The organism is Aquitalea sp. LB_tupeE (assembly GCF_013391415.1).
In the GTDB taxonomy this organism is placed as follows: Bacteria; Pseudomonadota; Gammaproteobacteria; order Burkholderiales; family Chromobacteriaceae; genus Aquitalea.
In genome coordinates this window covers 197,113-215,472 of the sequence record NZ_JACAXB010000030.1, presented here as the reverse complement: position 1 = coordinate 215,472, position 18,360 = coordinate 197,113, and the positions used below count along the sequence as shown (strand labels likewise).

The window sequence follows — 18,360 nt, the reverse complement described above, 5'->3', positions numbered from 1 at the left end:
CACCCCACCCTCGTCAACACTTTGCGCGAGAAAATCTTCACATCCTGCCGAAATTCTGGCCGCCATTACGCTAAGTGACTGAGAGAAAAAGGCTTATGCAATGAGGGTTTTATGACTGTTTTACTGCAAGTGCGCAGTTCACACCCAGCCACCCCCTACGCCACCACCAAAACAAAGGGTAAAACTCACGCAAAAGCTGGCTTCGGCACAGACGCAGACAGCAAAAAGCCCGGTTACCGCCGGGCTCTTGATTGCTTCGATTACATATATAGGCAGGAAGACTGCTCAACGTTGCTTGAGCTTGGCAAACGCAGCGGCCATGGCTGACTCACCCGCCGGAGGCTGCGACCGCCCTTGAGGCTGGCGGTTACGCTGATCGTTGCCACGCCCAGCTTCTGGCCTGGTTCCACGATTAGCCGTGCCCACTTCGTCACTCAGTCGCATGGTAAGGGCAATACGTTTGCGCGCCACATCGACTTCCAGCACCTTTACCTTGACCACATCACCAGCCTTGACCACCTTGCGCGGGTCATCGATGAATTTGCTGGACAGTGCGGAGATATGGACTAGCCCATCCTGATGCACACCGATATCCACAAAAGCACCAAAGTTGGCCACATTGGTGACCACACCTTCCAGCACCATACCGGGCTGCAAATGCTTGATGTCCTCGACACCGTCCTGGAAAGTGGCAGTCTTGAACTCCGGCCGCGGGTCTCGACCCGGCTTGTCCAGCTCTTTCAGGATGTCCATCACGGTGGGCAGACCGAAGCGCTCGTCAGTGTAGTCAGTCGCCCTGACTGACTTGAGCGTCACCGAATCACCCAACAGTGATTTGACTTCTCGCCCCAGCTTGGCAACGATTTTTTCCACCACCGGGTAGGCTTCCGGGTGGACCGACGAGGCATCCAGCGGATTGTCACCACCACTGATGCGCAGGAAGCCGGCCGCCTGTTCGAATGTCTTGTCGCCCAGGCGCGGCACTTTCAACAGTTGCTTGCGGTTCTTGAACGCGCCGTTCTGGTCGCGATAGGCCACGATATTGGCGGCCAAGGTAGCATTCAGGCCGGAAATGCGGGTCAGCAACGGGACAGAGGCGGTATTCACGTCTACACCCACGGCATTCACGCAATCTTCCACTACCGCGTCCAGTGCACGTGCCAACTGACTTTGGTTAACGTCGTGCTGATACTGACCAACGCCGATGGATTTCGGGTCGATTTTCACCAGTTCGGCCAGTGGGTCTTGCAGGCGGCGGGCAATGGAGACCGCACCACGCAAGCTGACGTCCATATCGGGAAATTCCTTGGCTGCCAGCTCGGAAGCCGAATACACCGACGCACCCGCTTCGGACACCACGATCTTGGTCATGCCCAATTGCGGATAAGCCTTGATCAGGTCTTGCGCCAGCTTATCGGTTTCCCGGCTGGCCGTGCCATTGCCAATGGAAATCAGGTCGACATTGTGACGGGTACACAGCGCCCCCAGAATGGCGATGGACTTGTCCCATTCGCGGCGCGGTTCGTGCGGATAAATGGCAGTGGTGTCGAGCACCTTGCCGGTACCATCCACCACGGCTACTTTCACGCCGGTACGCAAACCGGGGTCCAGGCCCAGGGTGGCGCGCTGGCCGGCAGGTGCAGCCAGCAGCAAATCGTGCAGATTATCGGCAAACACCTTGATGGCTTCGCTATCGGCAGCCTCTTTCAGCTTGCCCATCAATTCCAGCTCCAGAGACAGGAAGATCTTGGCACGCCAGCACAGGCGCACACCATCCAGCAGCCACTTATCCGCCGCGCGGCCCTTGTCTTGCACGCCAAAGCGCTGGGCAATCATCAATTCGTAAGCCGAACGCTCGGTAATCGGGGTTTCATCCGGCTGATATTTCAATGCCAGGTTAAGTACGCCTTCATTGCGACCGCGCAACAAAGCCAGCGCGCGATGCGATGGAGTCGAACGTATGGCTTCGCGATGGTCGAAGTAGTCGGCAAACTTGGCCCCCTCCTGCTCCTTGCCTGCCACCACACTGGCAGCCAGCTCGCCTTCGTTCCACAGCTTTTCACGCAGACGGCCCAACAGTTCGGCATCTTCAGCAAACTGTTCGATCAGGATGGCACGCGCACCATCGAGTGCAGCCTTGGTATCGGCTACGCCAGCCTCGGCATTGAGATAAAGCGCGGCCAATGCTTCGGGTTGTTGTGTCGGGTCGGCCAGCAGGCTGTCCGCCAGCGGCTGCAAACCGGCTTCGCGGGCGATTTGTGCCTTGGTGCGGCGTTTGGGCTTGTAAGGAAGGTAAAGGTCTTCGAGTGCCGTCTTGTTGTCGGCAGCGTAAAGCGCGGCAGTCAGCTCGGGGGTGAGTTTGTCCTGCTCGCGGATACTGGCGAGGATGCTGTCGCGGCGCTCGTCCAGTTCTCGCAGGTACACCAGCCGCTCGGCCAGGGTACGTAATTGGGTGTCATCCAGCCCGCCGGTCACTTCCTTGCGGTAGCGGGCAATGAAGGGAACGGTGGCACCACCGTCGATCAGTTCGATGGTGGCCGCCACCTGGTTTTCGCGAACGGCCAATTCAGTAGCAAGACGGCTGGCAATGCTTTTCAACATCGGTTTTTATTCTTTCGCGCTGAACAAAAACCGCTACTGTACCGCCATTGAGTGCAAAATCAAGCAGCAACCGGCCGGGCCAGCCAGGCTTGCGCCTCTTCCACCGTGTCAAAGTACTCCAGATGGTTGTGTGACAGCAGGCCCGCAATATGCGCGGCCAGCTTGATCCACACATCGCTCACCACCAGCGCGATACGGCCGAAGTCCTGCTCATGCGCACGCACAAACTTGACCTCTTCCACCGCCATATCCAGGGTGAAATCCACCAGCTCGGTCAGATCCAGCAGCACGTCCGGCTTGCCTTGTTCGGCAACACGCTTGACCAGCGCATCTTCAAACAGCTTGAAATCTGCCAGCGAGAATTCATTGAACAGCGCCACATCCAGACCATAATCCTGTTCGCGGATAGAAATCATGCTGCATCTCCTAAAGTGTGAGTCTTGCCTGTTATTGTTGATGAAACCACGCCAGCTTCAATTGCGTGATCATGATTGCATTCTAGTGCGCCGCGGGGAAGTTTCTGCTGACAACCGTCAAGGTGTGGCATGTTTTTGGCATGATTCAGCGCAATGCGGCCAACATGCCTGCGCCGACGATCAAGCCCATGCCCAACAAGGCATCCGGCCCGAGCGCATCGCCCCATAGCCAGACACCCAGCAAGGCCGAGAACACCACGGTGAGGTAGGCAAAACTGGCCACCAGGTATTTACGGCCTTCCTTGTAAGCCATGGTCATGGCCAGTTGTCCCAGCATGCCGCAGACCCCCACACCCAGCAAGGCAGATATATTTCCGGCGTGCACTGGCGAAAAACCGGGCCCAAGCAGCAGCCATATCGCCCCGAACAGGCTGGCGATGGCAAAAAACCAGAATACCACCCGCCAGGAAGGCTCGCCCATCTGCCCCAGCTCCCGCACCTGGAACACCGCAAAGCCGGCCGAAACGCCAGACAGCAGGCCCACCACCCCGGCCAGCCATTGATCCGAACTGAAAGTAGGCCGCAGCAGCAGGACGATGCCCATAAAGCCTAAACCCAGCGCCAAAGCAGCGGCCCGTGACAGCTTGTCCTTGAGCTTGACCACGCAAATCAGCGAGAAAAACAGCGAGGAGGTGTAGTTAAGCGTCACCGCAGTAGAAAGCGACAAGTGTGTCAGCGCATAAAACAGCGCAGACATGGACAGATAGCCGACAAAGCTGCGCTTGATGTGGCCCAGCCAGTGCGGCGTAGACAAGGACAAGCCGCGCCAGCGAATGCCGATACCCAGAATGACGGTGCCAATCAGCGTGCGCCAGAACAGCAGCTCGATGGAGTTGAAATGCTGTGCGCCCGCCTTGACGAATACACCCATCCAGGCAAAAAAAGCGGCAGCCACCACCATCCAGCCCGCGCCCAGCTCCCCGCGACGCAAACGCAGGATCAGCGCCGCGCTCACGGCTGGGTCCGATACGGAAGATGAGGCACAGAAATCATGGCTTGCGGGTACTGTTGGCGGAAAGGCAGATCAACTCCATCTGATGACGGTAGGTCTTGAATTCAGAAGCATTGGCCGCGCAACGCGCCTCCAAGAGGTGCTTGCCCGGCGTAGGCAGAAAAACATGCAGATTGTGCCGCACGATCCACAAACGCCCGGAAACGAAGCGACCCTCACGATATTCGGTTACCAGCCGCCCGGTATGGGCATTGAGCCGCGCATAGACGGCAGCCTCGCGATCACCATCGGCCTGCCGGTAACGACGCTGCAGACGTTCCGGACTGTCCGCGCGGGTAGCCTTGTATTCTTGCAGGGTGACTTCAATGGCAGCGCGCTCGCGCTGGTCGGCCTTGGGCGGAATCACCTTGATGACGCGCACGCCCTCCTGCACCACGCTGCGGACTTTCCAGCCGGGCGGCAAGGCGAAGTTAATCTTGCTGGCCGGATCGGTATAACCGCTGGCCAGCGCCTGAGCGCTCAACAGGCCAAGGCTAAGAATGAGTAAATGTTTTTGCCAGTGCATTGTCATCAAGACAAAGAAAAAGGCGCGGAAACCCGCGCCTTTGCCATTCTGCACTGAAACATCCGGCTTAGCCAGTCATGGCATCGCCCATCAGGCGACGATAGAACTCGTGGAAGTGTTGCATGCCTTCCTCGGTGGGGTATTGATACGGCCCCACTTCGCTCTCGCCACGCAGCCACAGCGCACGACGGCCCTGGTGCATGCGATAGCAGATTTCGTCGTCTTCCTTGGCAGTTTCGAAGTAGGCGGCCTGCTCTGCCTCGACGAATTCCGGTTCGAAGTACACCACCTCTTCCGGGTAGTAGAACTCGGTGATGACAGTGCACTTTTCCGGGCCACGCGGAATCACCACGCTGACCACCAGCACATGCGGATACCACTCCACCATGATGTTGGGGTAGTAGGTGAGCCAGATGGCACCGAACTCGGGCTGACGGTCGACAAAGCGGCGGCGAACTTCTTCATGCCACTTGCCATAGACGCGAGAGCCGGAACGGGCCAGTTGGTTTTTCACCCCCACGGTCTGCACGTGATATTGCGCACCCCACTCCCACTTGAGTTCTGCGCAATCGACAAAATTGCCCAGACCCGGATGGAAGGGATCGACGTGGTAGTCCTCGGAATAGACTTCGATGAACGTCTTCCAGTTGAAGTCATACTCGGTGGTATGCGTCGAATGGAAGGCAAACTCGGAGAAATCCAGGTGCTTGGCCACACCAAGCTGCGCCAGATCGGCCGCGATATCGCGACCGGCATCAAACAGCAAACCGTTCCAGTTGGTCAGTTGCGTCTGATTCAGGTTCAAGCAAGGCGTTTGCGGGAAATGCGGCGCGCCCAGCAGCTTGCCTTCGGCGTCGTAAGTCCAGCCATGCAGATTGCACACCATGTGGTTGCCATTGCCGCGACCCTGATAAATCAGTGCCTGACGATGGCGGCAGACGTTGGAAATCAGCTTGATTTCACCGCCCACATTCTTGAGCATCTTGCCGTGGCCCAGCCATTCCAGCGTGTGATAGTCGCCCTCATTGGGCACCATCAGCGCGTGGCCGTAGTACTGCGGAGCAGTGGCAAACAGTTGTTTTTGCTCCAGCTCGTAATGAGCCGGGTCAAAGTAGGTATAGATAGGCAGCTGAGCAGCAGATGCTTGCAGCATCTGCGAAGAAGCCAGATCAGACATTATTCCCACACCTCCGTGGAAGAAGATATAAGACCAGCCGAATCTCGCTAAACGAGTTTACGGAACCATCAAAACAATAATGAAAACAAAGGCAAAGCCCCTGCTTTTCGAGGCCGGGATTATGCCCCGCCACGAAGGGGGGGGGCAAGCTATTTTTAGCAGGAAGAAAGGCCACATCGACAAAATATTCGGCATTTTCACAAGCGTTGGCACTTTTACCCCGACAGCCATGTTGTAAATCATTGCTTTAGCTCAAATTGTGCAAAGCAACATCAGCACGTGATGATGGGTATGCTATACTCGCCGCACGGTTGAACCGGCCTAAGTGCCAGGACCAAGCTGAAACGTGACAGCAGGTGCCATTCGATGCTTTTACCAACACCCGCAGCCAGCAGACCGAGGCTGAAATCAGTACCGGTTTGACAGGCCAGATCATGTTGCAGCAAGGCGCGACAGCAAGGTAAATCCCTTATTGCCGAGCGCCAGGGCGCACCGGATAATCGCCGCCCGGTTCATGCCGACCAAAGGAAAATCAAGAGGAGCCCGTCAACTGCGCAATCAGTCATCAGGCCGACACAGTCATAACCTTTAATATGGCCGATCCACCAGATTGATGCAGTGATTTTCCCCACGGACCCCTTTTTTTGTCATTTACGACCCCAGTGCCTATGAAATCTAGCATTCTCGTTATCAACTGCGGCAGTTCCTCGCTGAAATTTGCCCTGATCGACACCGCCTCTCACCAAGCCATCCTGACCGGCCTGGCTGAAAAACTGGGCCTGGAGCAAGGCCAGATCAGCTTCAAGCACGCTGGCCAGAAAGATAGCCAGGCCTTGAGCGAAGCTAACCATGCTGCTGCCATGCACGCCATCATTGCGCGCCTGCGCGCGCTGGATTTGCTGGACAGCGTGAAGGCCGTTGGCCACCGCGTGGTACATGGTGGTGAGCACTTCAAGGCCTCCGCAGTCATCGACGACACCGTGATCGCCGAAATCGAGAAATGCGCCAAACTGGCCCCGCTGCACAACCCGGCTCACTTGCTGGGCATTCGCACCGCCATGCAGCAATTCCCTGGCCTGCCGCAGGTTGCCGTATTTGACACTGCTTTCCATCAAAGCATGCCGGAACAGGCCTATCTGTATGCCGTTCCCATGCAGCTGTACCGCGAGCATGGCGTGCGCCGCTATGGCTTCCACGGCACCAGCTACCGCTTTGTCACAGGCGAAGCGGCACGTCTGCTGAACAAGCCGCTGGAAGACACCGCCTTTGTCTGCGCCCACCTGGGCAATGGTGCATCCGCTGCGGCCATCAAGGGCGGCAAGAGCGTGGACACCACCATGGGCCTGACGCCGCTGGAAGGCCTGGTGATGGGCACCCGTTCCGGCGACATCGACCCGGGCATCTTTGGCTACCTGGCCTCCGAACTGGGCCTGGATGTAAATGGCGTGACCGACCTACTGAACAAGAAGTCCGGCCTGCTGGGCTTGTCCGAACAATCCAGCGACTGCCGCGAGCTGGAAGACGCCGCCATGGCTGGCAAGCCCGAAGCCATCCTGGCACTGGATATTTTCAGCTACCGCCTGGCCAAGCACATTGCCGCCCTCACTGTGGCACTGGGCCGTCTGGACGGCGTACTGTTTACCGGCGGCATTGGCGAAAATTCGTCCTACCTGCGCGCCCGTGTCATCAAACAGCTGGGCTTCCTGGGCTTGCAGCTGGATGAAGCAGCCAATGAACAATGCATTCGCGGCAAGGCTGGCCGCATCACCACTGCCGACTCCGTGCCTGCCCTGGTTATCAACACCGATGAAGAACTGATGATTGCCCTGGACACCGCCCAGCTGGCGGGCTTGTCTGTCTGAGGCAGCCCAAGAAAGAGTCCGAAGCATGCATACTTTTTTCCTGGCACCGACCGGCTTTGATGCCGGACTCACCTCGGTAGCGCTGGGCATGATCCGCGCGCTGGAGCAATCCGGCCTGCGCGTGGGTTTTGTCAAACCCATCGCCCAAGGGGCGGACAGCTCGCCAGAGCGTTCCACCCACTTTGCCCGCGCCATCTGCCATCTGAACCCGCCGGAACCGCTGGCGATGGAACGGGTGGAACACCTGCTGTCGCAAGGTGAAATCGACCAGTTGATGGAAGAGGTGGTCTCGCTGTACCAGCAAGCCTCGCACAATGTGGACCTGATGATTGTGGAAGGCCTGGTGCCCGACCAGAAGCAGGTGTTCTCCACCTTCCTCAACACCAAGATTGCCCGTAACCTGCAAGCGCAAACCATTCTGGTGACCGCGGCCGACAAGCTGGCCAGCCATGAAATTGCCGAGCAACTGGAGCTGAGCGTACAAGCCTTTGGCGCCCAGCCCGGCCATGTGGCGGGTTATATTCTGAACCGCCTGTCCAAAGAGCAGGACGCCCAGCAACTGGCGATGGAAATACAGGAAGCCGGCAACCTGCTGCACAAAAACCGTTTGCCGATGATTGGCGCCATCCCCAGCGAGCCGGAGCTGCTGGCCCCGCGCACGCTGGATGTGGCCCACTACTTGCAAGCGCGCGTGCTGCATGCCGGGCAGATCAGCCGTCGCCGCGTGCGCAGCATGGCGGTCACCGCCCGCACCGTGCCCAATGTGGTGCATCTGCTCAAGCCCGGTGCGCTGATTGTCACCGCCGGCGATCGCGAAGACATCGTACTGGGCACTTCCATGGCCGCCATGAACGGCGTACCGCTGGCCGGCCTGCTGCTGACCTGCGACTCACTGCCAGATCCGCGCATCCAGCAACTGTGCCATCAGGCCTTCACCAGCGGCCTGCCAGTGATGTCCACCACGCATAACACCTTCGAAACCGCCAGCTTCCTCAGCAATATGAGCCGTCAGGTGCCGGCGGACGACCTGGAGCGCATGGAACGGGTGATCGACTTCGTGGCCGAGCATCTGGACGCCGACAAGCTCAAGCGCAATGTGGGCGCGCCGCGCGAACACCGCATGCCGCCACCGGCCTTCCGCTACCAGCTGATGGAAAAAGCACGCCGCGCCGGCAAGCGCATCGTCCTGCCGGAAGGCAACGAGCCGCGCACCGTCAAGGCTGCCGCCATCTGCCAGGAAAAGGGCATTGCCCATTGCGTGCTGATTGGCAACCGCGCCGAGATCGAACAGATTGCCGAAGCCCAGGGCGTCACCCTGCCCGCTTCGATTGAAATCCTCGATCCCAATGAAGTTCGCGGCAACTACATCCAGCCCATGGTGGAACTGCGCAAGGGCAAGGGCCTGAACGCGCCGATGGCCGAACAGCAGCTGGAAGACAATGTGGTGCTGGGCACCATGATGCTAGCCTTGGGCGAAGTGGACGGTCTGGTATCCGGCGCGGTACACACCACCGCCAACACCATCCGCCCTGCCCTGCAGCTGATCAAGACCGCACCGGAAGCCAAGCTGGTTTCCAGCGTGTTCTTCATGCTGATGCCGGAACAGGTGCTGGTTTATGGGGACTGTGCGGTCAACCCGGACCCGACCGCCGAAGACTTGGCCGACATTGCCATCCAGTCAGCCGACTCCGCCGCCGCCTTTGGCATTCCGCCGCGCGTAGCGATGATTTCCTATTCCACCGGTAGCTCCGGCAGCGGTTCGGACGTCGAAAAGGTCCGCGAAGCCACCCGTATTGCCAAGGAGAAGCGCCCGGATCTGGAAATCGACGGCCCGATGCAATACGACGCCGCCAGCGTGGAATCCGTCGGTCGCCAAAAAGCCCCGGACAGCACCGTAGCCGGTCGTGCCACCGTGTTTGTGTTCCCGGACCTCAACACCGGCAACACCACCTACAAGGCGGTACAGCGCTCGGCTGGCGTAGTCAGCGTCGGCCCCATGCTGCAAGGCCTGCGCAAGCCGGTGAACGACCTGTCGCGCGGCGCGCTGGTGGACGACATTGTCTACACCATCGCCCTGACGGCCATTCAGGCGGACAAACGTTAAGCACGGCTTGCTGTGACGAAAAACCCTGCAATCTCACGATTGCAGGGTTTTCTTTTGTCCGGTCCGTTAATGATCGGCCCACTACATCAGTGACGCCCGTAGGTATCCTCAAAGCGTACGATATCGTCTTCGCCCAGATAGGAACCGGACTGTACTTCAATCAGCTCCAGCATCACCTTGCCGGGGTTTTCCAGACGATGCACCTCACCCAGCGGGATATAAGTAGACTGGTTTTCCGTCAGCAGGCTGACCTTGTCGCCGCAGGTGACGCGGGCGGTTCCCTTCACCACAATCCAGTGCTCGGCACGGTGATGGTGCATTTGCAGCGACAACGATGCACCCGGCTTCACGGTAATGCGCTTCACCTGGTAGCGGTCGCCATCATCCACGCCTTGGTAAGTACCCCAGGGGCGATACACCTGACGGTGCAGATGCGCTTCTGCACGCTGCTGCTTTTGCAGCTGCTCCACGATTTTCTTCACCGATTGCGACTTGTCCTTGTGCGCCACCAGTACCGCGTCGGAAGTCTCGATGATGATGAGATCTTCCACACCCGTGGCCGTCACCAGACGATGATTGCCCATCACCAGGCAATTACGGCTGTCATCCAGCACCACATCGCCACGCAAGACATTGCCTTGTGCATCGCTCGGCAGCGATTCAGCCAGGGAAGTCCACGAGCCGATATCGCTCCAGCCAAAATCAGAAGCCACCACCGCCGCACTGGCAGTACGCTCCATCACGGCATAGTCGATGGAATCGCTGGGGCAAGCGGCAAAAGCGGTCGGGTCCAAACGTAAAAAATCCAGATCCCGACTAGCCTGCAACACCGATTGTTCAGCCTGCGCATGCATTTGCGGCTGGAACCGTGCCAGTTCATCCAGATAGGTACTGGCCTTGAGCAGGAACATGCCGCTGTTCCAGTAGTAATCACCAGAATCAATCATGCGCACTGCATTGTCGTGATCCGGTTTTTCCACAAAACGCTGTACCGCATACACATCGCCAGCCAGCGCAGCACCACGCTGAATGTAACCGTAGCCGGTATTGGGCTGATCCGGAACGATGCCGAAAGTGACGATCTTGCCAGCCAGGGCTGACGGATAAGCAGCCTCAACTGCAGCATGGAAGGCTGCCGTATCCCGAATCAGGTGGTCGCTGGGTAATACCAGCATCACGGCGTCCGGGTCGCGCTGGTGGGCGATAAAGGCAGCGGCAGCAATGGCCGGCGCAGTGTTACGCGCCACCGGCTCCAACACTACCGTGGCATCCGGCTGTGACTTGCACTGCTCGGCCACCAGGAAACGATGCTCGGCATTGGAGATGATCAGCGCTTCACTGGCACCAGCAGGCAAACGACGCAAGGTGGCTTGCAGCAGGGATTCGCCATCGGCAAGCTCCAGAAATTGCTTGGGAAAGCTGCTGCGTGACAATGGCCACAAACGAGTACCACTGCCGCCACACAAAATAACGGGGGTGATTTTCATCAGGTCTTCTTTAACAAAATGTGCGGGGAGCCAAGCACATGATGGCCCCCTGCCAGATGATTATTCGGTCTTGTCAGTGTTGACCCGCGGCTTGAGGCGCCGATCGCGCGCGTCATTCCACAGATTATCCTTGAACTCGCTGATATGGCTAATTTCACCGGAATGGCTGACAGTGTAATCGCCATACACCACGGCATCCTGCACCTTGGAGCCTTCAGCAATACGGGTGTATTCAAACAGCACGCTACGCTCGACCAGCGTATTCTTGCAAATATGGCTGCCATGGCCAATCCAGGCCGGGCCGACGATTTTGGCACCGGCTTCCACATGGCAACCGGAACCAAAGAAAACCGGCCCCTGGATTTCAACATTATCCCAGTCGATACGGGTATTCAGCCCCACCCATACCCGCTCTGCCACTTCCACACCCGGCACATACATTTGCGCCACGCGACCGCTCAGAATATCCAGCTGCACAGTGAGGAAGTCTTTTACATTGCCGATATCAATCCAGTTGAAATGACGCTTTTGGGCATAGAAAGGTAGACCTTTTTCGACAATGAGGGGAAACAGGTCGCTACCAATATCAAAAAAAGTATCGCTGGGAATCAGATCGAGCACTTCCGGTTCCATGATATAGATACCGGTACTGGCCAGGCGCGACAGCGCTTCTTCCTGTGTCGGCTTTTCCTGGAATGAGCGCACACGGCCATCGTCCTCGGTCACCACAATGCCATAACTGGACACTTGCTCCAGTGGCACTTCCTTGGTGATCACACTCACCAAGGCACCTTTGCGCTTGTGCTCGAACAAGGCCGAACGAATATCCAGGTCAATCAGCGCGTCGCCGCAAATCACCAACGTGGTTTCATCAAAGAAACCACCAAAATCCTGAATCTTGCGCATACCACCGGCGGAACCGACCGGATGCGGATTCACTTCACCGGCATCATCGACATAGCCCTCAAAGGAATAACCGATATGCGCCCCCAGACGCTGGCCGTCGCCAAAGTACTGCTCGATCTTTTCATGCAGATAGCTGACATTCACCATAATGTCCTGCACGCCATAGCGCACCAGATGCTCTACCAGATACTCCATGACCGGTTTACCCAGAATCGGGATCATCGGCTTGGGCAAATCATAGGTCAGGGGGCGTACGCGGGTTCCCTTGCCCGCAGCTAAAATCATGGCCTTCATATGCTGACTTTCTTTGAGCTGATTAGTATTTGTATTTGCTTATTTATTGACGACCAATAGTGTCGTATTCGAAACCACGCTGGCGCATTTGCTCGGGTACATACATATTGCGCCCATCAAAAACCACCGGATTTTTCAGCGCGGATTTCAACGCATCAAAATTGGGAGCGCGGAATTCCTTCCATTCGGTGACAATGGCCAGGGCATCGCTATCCTGTGCAGCCGCCAACGGCGATGCGGCATAACGCAGACCGGCTCGCTCGCCAAAGACACGACGCGCTTCGGTCATGGCCACCGGGTCATACGCCACGACTTCTGCCCCCATGGCCAGCAAGCCTTCAATCAGCACAATGCTGGGAGCCACACGCATATCGTCGGTGTTTGGCTTGAATGCCAGGCCCCATACGGCAAAAGTCTTGCCGGAGAGGTCTGCACCAAAGCGATGCTTGATTTTGTTGAGCAGGACGTTTTTCTGGGCATCATTGGCCTCTTCGACTGCCTGTAACACCTTCAGCGGCAATGCGGTTTCTTCAGCCGCACGAATCAATGCCTGCACATCCTTGGGGAAGCAAGAACCGCCATAACCGCAACCGGCATACAGGAAGTGGAAACCGATGCGCGGATCGGAACCAATACCGATACGCACTTGCTCGATATCCGCACCCAGTTTTTCTGCCAGATTGGCCAACTCGTTCATGAATGAAATACGGGTGGCCAACATGGCATTGGCAGCGTATTTGCTCAGCTCGGCCGAGCGCACATCCATGACGATCATGCGGTCATGATTACGGGTAAACGGCGCATACAATTCACGCATCAGCTTGATGGCACGCTCGTCGTCAGCACCAACGATAATGCGATCCGGACGCATGAAGTCTTCAACGGCGGCGCCCTCTTTCAGGAATTCCGGATTGGACACCACGGCAAAACCGACATCCACACCACGTTGCTGCAAGGTTTCGGTAATGACTGCCTTCACCTTGTCCGCCGTACCCACTGGCACGGTGGATTTATCAATCACCACCTTGTAATCGTTCATATGCAAGGCAATGTTGCGCGCAGCCGCCAGCACATATTTCAGGTCAGCCGAGCCATCCTCATCCGGCGGGGTACCCACCGCGATGAATTGCAAATCACCAAAGGCCACGCTTTGCTGAATATCACTGGTAAAACGCAAACGGCCGGCCTCTACATTGTGACGCACCATCTCCAGCAAGCCGGCTTCGTGAATGGGGATACCACCTTCATGCAAAATCTTGATCTTGGAAACATCCAGATCCAGACAAAGTACATCATTCCCCATTTCAGCCAGACAAGTGCCGGTTACCAGACCGACATAACCCGTACCAATAACTGTGATTTTCATAGATTTAAATAGGTAGCTTTGAAGAAAATAGAGAGAAACCGAAAATGACCAAGCTGTGCAATACCTATGAAAATGTTATCAATACGCCAATCATTAATTAGAAATTCAATGCATGAATAACTATTGATCGTTTTATATAAGCAAGATACTTGCCAAGATCATTTCAACTGGTCCTTTTACCATATTCATGGAAGCAGCGTCCAGTTCGTACTTATACGGATTCTGAAGCAGTGCCATGTTTTGATGGTGGATTTTGGCTGACAACATAAGAAATCCAGGTACTACTTCGAAATAAAAATATTCAATTGCTGTTTCAGCAAGATTAAGCTCAAGCCGCGCAAAAACTGACCAGCCCAGGCGCAGTTGTCAAGCTTCGTGGCCGGCTGCATTTTCAGCATCGAGCAAGGCATGTGAACCCACGCGCGTTCATGCCCAATAGCAGGCCGGCCAACCCTCCAGCCCCTGCCATTTCAACACCAGACCTTGCGGCAAGCCAAGATGCAGCCCGCCCACCCTGTTGCAATACAACATGGCTCGCTGAAAGCAGCTCGATAACGCTCCTGAAGAATGGCAGGGTGGCGCAACGCTGCCACCGTTTTCTGTTAACGCTGCTGAACACCTAATTTACGTTTTCAAAAGACATAGACAGATCATTCTTCTGCCGCTCTACACACCGAATAATGCGGCGAAATCACTGAAATCCTTGCTTCACCGCGCCAGCCTGTTCCTGCTGCTGATTGGCCCAGCCACACTGGTAGCCAGTCAGCGCTTTGCTGCTGCCACTGGGCTGCGGGCACCAGGGATGTCGCGCTTGCCGAACCGCAGCCATTTCAAGGAGTTTTGCCATGTATAGCTACGATGTTGTCGAATGGGGCCAGCCGCTACAACGACGCGAGCATGCCACCCCGGTGCCGACCGGGACACAGGTATTGCTCAGGCTCAAGTTTTGCGGCGTGTGTCACAGCGATGTGCATATTCGTGACGGGTATTTCGATTTGGGAGGCGGGAAGAAATTTCACATGAGCGAACGAGGCATGCAGCCGCCGGTCACGCTAGGCCATGAACCATTTGGCACTGTGCTGGCGGCCGGACCGGATGCCGGTACGGTGCCCTTGGGGCAGGACAGGCTGGTTTTCCCCTGGACTGGCTGCGGTACTTGTGCACGCTGCCAGCAAGGGCAGGACAACCATTGCATGCAGCCGCGTTATGTCGGCATTCACTCGCCCGGCGCGTATGCCGACCATGTACTGATTCCCCATCCGCGCTATCTGATTGATGCCAGCGGCATCGACCCGGCCTGGGCGGCAACCTTGTCATGTTCGGGCTTGACCACGTATTCGGCAGTCAAGCAACTGGGGGCCATTCCACCTGCAGAAACCGTGGCGGTAATTGGCGCTGGCGGCCTGGGGTTGGCAACCATCACCGCGCTGCGTGCGCTGGGCCATGAACGCATCATCGTGCTGGATATCGACCCGGGCAAACTGGACGCGGCCAAGGCTGCCGGTGCACTGGCGGTGGTGGATAGCCAGGCGGCGGATGCGGTGGAACACGTCATCCGGCATGCCGGTGGGTTGTTGTTTGGTGTCATCGACCTGGTAGGCAGTGCGGATACGGCCAGCCTGGCCCTCAGCCTGCTGCGCAAGGGGGGAAAGCTGGTGCTGCTGGGCTTGTTTGGCGGGGAGATTCCCATGTCGACGGTGGTGATGGTGCAACGTGCACTGACCATTCTGGGTTCGAATGTCGGCACACCAGCTGAGCTGCGCGAGCTGGTGGCGCTGGCGCAATCGGGCAAGTTGCAGCCCTTGCCGCTGCAGCGGCGTCCACTGCATGATGTCAGCCGCACGCTGGATCAACTGAAAGCCGGAACCCTGCCTGTGGGACGCGTGGTTCTGCAAATCGACTGAACACCACACCGGGCACTTTCACGACGGATAGCTTCAATTGACCATGGGTGACCCATGACCTGAACACGGCTCACCCGACAGGCAGACGCCGTGTGCTGCCAGCTGCACCGCCAGGAAACAAGGACACAAACTCCTCCACCAAGCGGCTGCGTACCGAGTTGCGCAGCCAGACTATGCCCACCTGCCTTGCAGGACAGGGCTCTGGCAAGGGCCAGCGTGCCAATCGCCCGTCTGCCTCCCCCATTACCGGCCAATCCGGCAGGACAGACACACCAAAGCCCTCTCCCACCAGCTGGGCGATCAGCTCGATGCCATCCAGTTCAAACTGGGCATGCACCCGCACGCCGCAGTTACGCAGGTAGTCATCCGCCATCTTGCCGGCCACCACGCGCCGGTCGTAGCGGATGTAGGGATACTGCGTCAGGGTAAGCAAGGGGTCGTTGACAATGACCGAACGCGGCGTCAAAAGCACCAGCGGCTCGGTACGTAGCAGGCGCCAAGCACAGGTTTTGGGTAATGGAAATGCAGGGTGTACCAATACAGCGGCATCCAGCTCGCCGGATTGGACCTGTGCCAGCAACCTGACCGATGTGCCGGGCTCGATGTAAATGGGAATGTGCGCATAGCCATCCCGCCACATGCGCAGTTGCGGTGGCAGCAGGCCGGTAAGTGCCGTAGGGGTAGCCCCCAGCCGCAACGGCCCTGCTGGAAGACAGGTGTCGGATGCCTCGGATCGCAAGTCGCGCACCTCGCGCAATATCTCCCGCGCCCGGTTGAAAATGCGCCAGCCAGACTCGGTTGGCCTAACCACGCGCCCGCTACGGGTCAGCAGGGTTGAACCCAAATCAGCCTCCAGCGCCCGTAGCTGCTGCGCCAGGGTGGTGGGTGCCAAATCCAGATGGCGGGCGGCTTCGGCGATAGAACCACACTCCACCACCGCTACAAAACCTTGCAAGAAACGCGTATCCATAAGCGCTTACTTTACGTTTTCTGAATACACATAAACATCCTTTGTTTGTCTTTCAGATTGATCAACAGTAGTGCAGGCAAGTTCTGCCAATCCCCTGGCAAGCCCACCAGAACCACACCCAGAGCACAGTGTGCTGAGCGGATCAGCCACGCATGCGTCGAAACGCGCCATGCGCAAACGGCAACACAAGGTGGCAGATGACAGGCTTGCCAGACACAGCAATCCACAAGCACAACAAATGAGGAGAACACGCATGACCGGACTGGCTGCAGCTGACATCGCGGTAATAGAAGGAATGGAAGAACGCGCCTACCGCAAGGCCGCGCGCAAACTCATTCCACTTTTGTTCCTGTGTTACATCGTGGCCTTTCTGGACCGGGCCAATATCGGTTTTGCCAAACTGCAAATGGCCGGTGACCTGCAATTCAGCGATGCCGTCTACGCCGCAGGGGCAGGCGTGTTTTTCTGGGGTTATTTCTTCTTTGAAGTACCCAGCAATCTGATGCTGGAGCGCCACGGTGCCAAAGTGTGGATTGCACGCATCATGGTGACCTGGGGGCTGATTTCATCGGCCTTCATGTTCACCGGCGACATCAAATGGGGCCCATTGGCCACCCTCTTACAGCTATCAGATGCCGAATTCACCTTTTATTTACTGCGCTTCTTGCTGGGCGCGGCCGAAGCGGGTTTCTTCCCCGGCATCATCCTTTATCTGACGTATTGGTTTCCGGGGCAGCGCAGAGCCAAGATGCTGGGCCTGTTCATGACTGCCGTTGGCGTGTCGCAACTGGTGGGCTCACCCCTATCGGGCGCCATCATGCAGTACATGGATGGCAATGCCGGCTGGCGTGGCTGGCAGTGGCTGTTTTTGCTGGAAGGCATGCCCTCTGTACTGATCGGCTTCATGGTTCTGGCCGTGCTGCCCAATGGGCCACAGTCAGCCAAGTGGCTTACCACAGAAGAAGGCCAACTGCTGAGCGAGCGCATCGCCAAGGACAATGCAGCCAAGAGTGGGCTGGCGAGCAAGCACCGTATTGCCGACGCATTCAAGGATGGCCGCGTCTGGGCGCTGGCGCTGGCCTATCTTGCCTTGCAAACCTGCTTTTACGCCGTTGGCTTCTGGATGCCCACCATCATTCAGGAGCTGGGCTTTGACAAAAAAGAACTGCTGCAAGTAGGCCTGGTCAGCATGATTCCCTGGGGAGCCAGCATCATCACCATGGTGTACTGGGGAGCCCGCTCCGACCGTACAGGCGAGCGGCGCTGGCACTGTGCCACCGGGTTTCTGCTGCAACTTACAGGGCTGGTCGTCCTGGGCCTGGCGGCACAAGCACCGGTGCTGTCCATGCTGGGGCTGACGCTCATCACCATTGGCTGGGCCGCCTGCATGGTCACCTTCTGGACGCTCCCCACCGCCTTCCTGGCTGGCACCGCTGCCGCAGCCGGCATTGCCTGGGTCAACTCGCTGGGCAATCTGGGCGGCACCTTCGGCCCGATGCTGATTGCTGCCATCCGCGATGCCGCCAATGGCCGGGCGGAAACCGCCTTCTTCGGACTAGCCGCCGTGGCCTTGGCCGGCGCCTTGATTGTGCTGTTACTCCGCCAGACCCAAAGCCCTGACAAAGCCCGTATTTAACGTTGTCTGAAACAAAATAGCGCGCCTTTTTCGGCCCTCGTAGCCGGGGCATAGTCATCC

14 protein-coding genes are annotated in these 18,360 nt (G+C 57.6%); 4 read left to right on the top strand and 10 right to left on the bottom strand.

Going from position 1 to position 18,360, the window contains the following annotated elements; translation table 11 throughout:
- Positions 1 to 285: 285 nt before the first annotated feature.
- From HWX34_RS15915 to HWX34_RS15895, 5 genes are all read right to left on the bottom strand, one after another.
- The gene (locus HWX34_RS15915) at positions 286 to 2,601 is read right to left on the bottom strand and encodes a Tex family protein (RefSeq protein ID WP_178973147.1); all 2,316 of its coding nucleotides are present in this window, start codon (positions 2,599 to 2,601) and stop codon (positions 286 to 288) included.
- 59 nt (positions 2,602 to 2,660) lie between these two features.
- Complete coding sequence (locus HWX34_RS15910) at positions 2,661 to 3,017, bottom strand: STAS/SEC14 domain-containing protein (RefSeq protein ID WP_045847976.1); 357 nt, start codon at positions 3,015 to 3,017, stop codon at positions 2,661 to 2,663.
- Between the two features lie 145 nt (positions 3,018 to 3,162).
- Positions 3,163 to 4,032 carry a DMT family transporter gene (locus tag HWX34_RS15905; protein ID WP_370459765.1) on the bottom strand — a complete coding sequence of 290 codons (870 nt, stop codon included), beginning with the start codon at positions 4,030 to 4,032 and terminating at the stop codon, positions 3,163 to 3,165.
- 34 nt (positions 4,033 to 4,066) lie between these two features.
- Complete coding sequence (locus HWX34_RS15900; RefSeq protein WP_255497156.1) at positions 4,067 to 4,552, bottom strand: hypothetical protein; 486 nt, start codon at positions 4,550 to 4,552, stop codon at positions 4,067 to 4,069.
- 109 nt (positions 4,553 to 4,661) lie between these two features.
- A complete protein-coding gene (locus HWX34_RS15895; protein ID WP_178973146.1) occupies positions 4,662 to 5,771 on the bottom strand; it encodes an aromatic ring-hydroxylating dioxygenase subunit alpha in 1,110 nt (369 codons plus the stop codon).
- 668 nt (positions 5,772 to 6,439) lie between these two features.
- On the opposite strand from HWX34_RS15895, the gene HWX34_RS15890 reads away from it, so the two are divergent.
- Positions 6,440 to 7,633: an acetate kinase gene (locus HWX34_RS15890; protein WP_178973145.1), complete on the top strand. Its 1,194-nt coding sequence runs from the start codon at positions 6,440 to 6,442 to the stop codon at positions 7,631 to 7,633.
- A 25-nt stretch (positions 7,634 to 7,658) separates the two neighbouring features.
- On the top strand, positions 7,659 to 9,737 hold the full coding sequence (gene pta, locus HWX34_RS15885) for a phosphate acetyltransferase (protein ID WP_178973144.1): 2,079 nt from the start codon (positions 7,659 to 7,661) through the stop codon (positions 9,735 to 9,737).
- Between the two features lie 86 nt (positions 9,738 to 9,823).
- On the opposite strand, the gene HWX34_RS15880 is transcribed toward pta, so the two are convergent.
- The 4 genes from HWX34_RS15880 to HWX34_RS15865 form a co-directional block, all read right to left on the bottom strand.
- On the bottom strand, positions 9,824 to 11,224 hold the full coding sequence (locus HWX34_RS15880; protein ID WP_178973143.1) for a mannose-1-phosphate guanylyltransferase/mannose-6-phosphate isomerase: 1,401 nt from the start codon (positions 11,222 to 11,224) through the stop codon (positions 9,824 to 9,826).
- A 60-nt stretch (positions 11,225 to 11,284) separates the two neighbouring features.
- Positions 11,285 to 12,415 carry a sugar phosphate nucleotidyltransferase gene (locus HWX34_RS15875; protein ID WP_178973142.1) on the bottom strand — a complete coding sequence of 377 codons (1,131 nt, stop codon included), beginning with the start codon at positions 12,413 to 12,415 and terminating at the stop codon, positions 11,285 to 11,287.
- Positions 12,416 to 12,467: 52 nt separating this feature from the next.
- Positions 12,468 to 13,790, bottom strand: coding sequence for a UDP-glucose/GDP-mannose dehydrogenase family protein (locus HWX34_RS15870; RefSeq protein ID WP_178973141.1), 1,323 nt, complete (start codon positions 13,788 to 13,790; stop codon positions 12,468 to 12,470).
- 691 nt (positions 13,791 to 14,481) lie between these two features.
- Entirely contained in the window at positions 14,482 to 14,637 is a 156-nt protein-coding gene (locus HWX34_RS15865; RefSeq protein ID WP_178973140.1) for a hypothetical protein, read from the bottom strand.
- Between HWX34_RS15865 and HWX34_RS15860 the strand changes: the two genes are divergently transcribed.
- Complete coding sequence (locus HWX34_RS15860) at positions 14,636 to 15,694, top strand: alcohol dehydrogenase (protein ID WP_178973139.1); 1,059 nt, start codon at positions 14,636 to 14,638, stop codon at positions 15,692 to 15,694. The two genes, HWX34_RS15865 and HWX34_RS15860, sit on opposite strands and share 2 nt — an antisense overlap.
- A 70-nt stretch (positions 15,695 to 15,764) precedes the next feature.
- On the opposite strand, the gene HWX34_RS15855 is transcribed toward HWX34_RS15860, so the two are convergent.
- Complete coding sequence (locus HWX34_RS15855; protein ID WP_178973138.1) at positions 15,765 to 16,664, bottom strand: LysR family transcriptional regulator; 900 nt, start codon at positions 16,662 to 16,664, stop codon at positions 15,765 to 15,767.
- Between the two features lie 253 nt (positions 16,665 to 16,917).
- Between HWX34_RS15855 and HWX34_RS15850 the strand changes: the two genes are divergently transcribed.
- Positions 16,918 to 18,300, top strand: coding sequence for an MFS transporter (locus HWX34_RS15850; RefSeq protein ID WP_218645206.1), 1,383 nt, complete (start codon positions 16,918 to 16,920; stop codon positions 18,298 to 18,300).
- Positions 18,301 to 18,360 lie beyond the last annotated feature (60 nt).